We start from the raw sequence: 4,149 nt of genomic DNA, 5'->3' as shown, positions 1-4,149 counted from the left end.
GGCGCACGTCTTCGGTGAACGCACTCTGGCCACACTGGAGCGTCTTCTGAGCCTGCTGTCGGCCTTTGAGGTCGTGGTATGGATGACGGATGGCTGGCCGCTGTATGAATCACGCCTGAAGGGAAAGCTGCACGTTATCAGCAAGCGTTACACTCAGCGCATTGAGCGACATAATCTGAATCTGAGACAACATCTGGCAAGGCTGGGACGGAAGTCACTGTCGTTCTCAAAATCGGTGGAGCTGCATGACAAGGTCATCGGGCATTATCTGAACATAAAACACTATCAGTAAGTTGGAGTCATTACCTAGCTAACTAATCAATGCGTTGATTGTAAATCCAGCTAAGAGGTGAGGTTTTCAGAGCAGACAACGGTGAAATGTCATGGTATTGTTACGTTTAGGTAACGAGAAATTTGTCTGCACAAGGATTACATCATGATTATGGCGAAACTGAAGTCAGCGAAAGGGAAGAAATTTCTCTTTGGTTTGTTGGCGGTTTTCATTATTGCGGCGTCGGTTGTGACTCGCGCGACTATCGGCGGCGTTATAGAACAGTACAATATTCCGCTGTCTGAGTGGACGACATCAATGTATGTGATTCAGTCATCGATGATTTTTGTTTATAGCCTGGTCTTTACTGTGTTGCTGGCAATCCCGTTGGGAATTTATTTCCTTGGCGGCGAAGAGCAGTAAGTAAAAAATAGGCCCGATAACTCGGGCCTTGTCAGTTATTGAAGAGTCGTTAATCGTCTTCTTAGTCATCCAGTTCAACGGGTGTCTGATACTGGTCAGGTTTAATGACCAACAGATCGCAGCGAAGATGATCAATCACCTGTTCCGCCGTGTTGCTGAGGAATGCTGCTGAAATACCGGTGCGTCCTACCGTGCCCAGAACCACAATCCCCGCCTGTAAGTGCTCCGCCAAATCAGGAATAACCTCTTCGGGCAGACCTTTTTCTACGTGCGTCATGTTTTCATTAATGCCGAATTTCTGCCGCAGGGCTTTCATTGCCAGCAAATGTTGCCCACGAATGGCATCGTTATAAACGCTCGGATCAAATTCCGGCAGTTCAATCGCGATATTAATTGGCGTTACTGGGTAAGCGCCAACCAGATGAACTTCGGTATGGTTGACTTGTTCTGCCAGTTCGATCGTCTCTTTGACCAGTTTTTCATTGAGCGCATTATGATACGGCTCTTCACTGGCGAGATTCACCGCCACCAGCGCCTTACCTCCTTCCGGCCACGGCTGGTCTTTCACCATCCACACCGGGCTTGGGCATTTGCGTAACAGATGCCAGTCCGTTGGAGTAAAAATCACCGCTTCCAGACGGTCATGTTGGTGCGCCATTTTTAGCACCAAATCGTGCCCGCCGCTGATCACTTCCTGAATGATGGCTTCGAAAGGACGGTGATGCCAGACCACTTTAATTTCAATGGGAACGCCAGCATTGAGATAATATTTTGCCTGCTCGTGGATCCAGGCTGTACGCTGGCTGATGACGCCCTGACGCATAGCGGTACGTTCGTCCGGGGAGAGCAGGGTGGTCATTTCGTATGAGAAGTCATAGATCGGCAAAAAGGCTTTAATTTTGCCACCAATCCGTTGATGTAAATAAACAGCTCGCCGCAATGCTGGTTGGTCGTCCTGGTTAGGATCGATAACAACGAGCATGTTCTGATACATAGCCATACAGGGTCTCCTTACAACAACTGTCAACGCAGTTTGTAATTAAAAGATTAACCCATATCTGGTGAATGAAACAGTGATGAACCTTCTGCCAGATCAATAAATCAGAAAAATTTAATGATATGACAGAAGGATAGTGAGTTATGCGGAAAAATCAGGCAACATTACGCGTATGACCAGCAAGCTGGGCCAGCGCATCGTTATTTTCGATGGTGATGTATTTACCTTTGACTGCCAGCATACCGCTTTTCTGGAAGCGACCTAGCAGACGGCTGATGGTTTCTACCGTCAGGCCCAGATAGTTACCGATATCGCCACGAGTCATCGTCAGGCGGAATTCACGAGGGGAGAAGCCGCGTTGGGCAAAACGACGGGACAGGTTGTAGATGAATGCAGCCAGACGTTCCTCGGCATTTTTCTTCGACAACAGCAGGATCATGTCCTGATCGCCTTTGATTTCACCGCTCATCAGACGCATCATCTGCTGACGCAGATTCGGCATTTTACCGGACAAATCGTCCAGCGTTTCGAACGGGATTTCACATACCATCGAGGTTTCCAGCGCCTGAGCGAAGCTCGGGTGATGGCCGCTGCCGATGGCGTCAAATCCCACCAGGTCGCCAGCTAAATGGAAACCAGTGATTTGCTCGTCGCCTTGCTCAGTGATGGTATAACTTTTAATCGTACCGGAGCGGATGGCATAAAGCGATTTAAGTTCATCACCAGCCTTAAACAGCGTCTGGCCTTTCTGAATAGGCTTCTTCCGCTCAATGATATTATCAAGCTGATCAAGCTCATGTTCGTTGAGTGTGAACGGGATGCAAAGCTGGCTGATGCTGCAATCCTGGCAATGGATAGCACAACCGCCAGACTGAATGCGCCGTATAATTCGCTTTTCCGGGATCATAGGTCTGCTCAAGCCGTAATTGATATTTGTCAATTTTAACATCTTTTTAGGGAGCAAGTAAGTCTAAGCAAACCTTAACAGCAGAGAATTCCGATATTAGATGTAAATATATGTCTATCTATTTGAAAACCATTAAGTTGTTAAGGGTAACTTTACATAAAAGTGTGAACAAGCTGGCACAAATTGTTTAATGTTTACAGCAAAAGATAACCTTCGTGGCGCAATAACCACTCTTTTCGCTGAACTCCGCCTGCATATCCGGTCATGGTGCCGTTTCGGCCAATAACCCGATGGCAAGGTACGACGATGCTGATGGGATTCGATCCGTTTGCCGCACCAACGGCACGCGCCGCGCCAGGGCGGCCCAATTGTTCAGCCAGTTGGCCGTAATGCATTACCTGCCCGCAGGGGATAGTGCGTAGAGTTTTCCAGACTTCGCGCTGAAATGGCGTCCCCCCTGTGGCAGTGGGAAGCGTATCAATAATGCTAAGATTACCGGCAAAATAATCACTAAGCTTGTCGCTTAAACCGCCTGGGTTGGTGGCAGAAATGCGCTCATAGCCTTCTTTGCGATAATGGATGTCCAGCAGCTGCACCATGCGTTCGCTGTACTCTTCCCATTCAACCGCCCGCAGGCGAAATTGCTCATCGCAAATCACCCACAGTGGACCCAGTGGCGTGGCAATTTTTTCTTCAAGTAATCTCAGCATCCGTTCTCTCTTAAGACAAACGTGGGTAAATCCCCGGACCTATCGGCAGACCAACAAGATACCACGCCAGCAACATCAGCAGCCATACCACCAAAAAGATAAGCGGATAGGGCAAGACTAACGAATAGTAAGTACCCAGTTTCGCGTCTGGTTTGTAGCGTTGCAGGAATCCAAGAAACAGTGGAACAAAAGGAGATACCGGCGCTAAAGGCAATACGGATGAGTCGGCAATACGAAAGAGGATTTGCGCAAATGCCGGGTGAAAGCCAAGTAGCATAAACATTGGTACGAAAATGGGGGCCAGAATCGACCAGATTGCGGAACCACTGGCAATAAACATGCATAAGAAAGAGGAAAGCAACGCCAGACCGACAAACGCCGGGATGCCGCTAAGCCCTGAACTTTCCAGTATATCGGTCAGCCCCACGGCGATGAATTTCCCCATGTTGCTCCAGTTAAACATGGCGACAAACTGGGCGAGGGGAAAAACCATCACGATAAATCCCGCCATCTCTTTCATCGGTTCAATCATTAAATGCGGTAAATCCGCCTGATGTCGAATTGTGCGGGTAGCGATGCCATAAGCCAGCGAAACCACAAAGAAAAAAAGAATGATTAGTGGCACGAGGTAATGCTGCCAACTTACTGATTTAGTGTATGATGGTGATTTTAAGGTGCTTGCGTGGCTTCCATTTCCATCAGATGTCCTTCCTGCTCCGCTACTGAAGGCGTGGTGCGTAACGGCAAAAGCACTGCCGGACATCAGCGCTATCTCTGCTCTCATTGCCGTAAAACATGGCAACTACAGTTCACTTACACCGCCTCTCAGCCCGGTACGCAC

At 48.5% G+C, this 4,149-nt stretch carries 5 protein-coding genes and 2 pseudogenes; 3 read left to right on the top strand and 4 right to left on the bottom strand.

Translation table 11 applies throughout. The annotated features are described in order from the left end of the window. Both BFF42_RS12075 and BFF42_RS12070 read left to right on the top strand, forming a co-directional pair. Nucleotides 1-292: pseudogene (locus tag BFF42_RS12075) on the top strand (IS1-like element IS1X2 family transposase); the annotation flags it as partial. Between the two features lie 144 nt (nt 293-436). After that, nucleotides 437-694, top strand: a complete 258-nt coding sequence (locus tag BFF42_RS12070) for a DUF2534 family protein (RefSeq protein WP_000605090.1) — start codon at nt 437-439, stop codon at nt 692-694. A gap of 61 nt (nt 695-755) precedes the next feature. Here BFF42_RS12070 and uspE read toward each other — a convergent pair whose 3' ends face one another. The 4 genes and pseudogenes from uspE to BFF42_RS12050 form a co-directional block, all read right to left on the bottom strand. Next, nucleotides 756-1,694 (bottom strand): universal stress protein UspE, encoded by a 939-nt coding sequence (uspE, locus tag BFF42_RS12065; protein ID WP_001262112.1) that lies wholly within the window; start codon nt 1,692-1,694, stop codon nt 756-758. Nucleotides 1,695-1,845: 151 nt separating this feature from the next. Next, nucleotides 1,846-2,598 carry a fumarate/nitrate reduction transcriptional regulator Fnr gene (gene fnr / locus BFF42_RS12060; RefSeq protein ID WP_000611911.1) on the bottom strand — a complete coding sequence of 251 codons (753 nt, stop codon included), beginning with the start codon at nt 2,596-2,598 and terminating at the stop codon, nt 1,846-1,848. Nucleotides 2,599-2,792: 194 nt separating this feature from the next. Beyond that, entirely contained in the window at nt 2,793-3,308 is a 516-nt protein-coding gene (gene ogt / locus BFF42_RS12055) for a methylated-DNA--[protein]-cysteine S-methyltransferase (RefSeq protein WP_000945013.1), read from the bottom strand. Nucleotides 3,309-3,318: 10 nt separating this feature from the next. Then, nucleotides 3,319-3,936 (bottom strand): annotated as a pseudogene (locus BFF42_RS12050) (AbgT family transporter); the annotation flags it as partial. A gap of 54 nt (nt 3,937-3,990) precedes the next feature. Here BFF42_RS12050 and BFF42_RS12045 point away from each other — a divergent pair. Continuing rightward, nucleotides 3,991-4,149: IS1 family transposase (locus BFF42_RS12045; protein WP_032277379.1), on the top strand; the 159-nt coding region annotated here is incomplete at its 3' end.

Origin of the sequence: Shigella sp. FC1661, assembly GCF_001712525.1 — a bacterium.
Taxonomy (GTDB): Bacteria; Pseudomonadota; Gammaproteobacteria; order Enterobacterales; family Enterobacteriaceae; genus Escherichia; species Escherichia coli.
The sequence above is the reverse complement of the archived record's forward strand: the minus strand, read 5'-3'. Positions and strand labels throughout refer to the sequence as shown.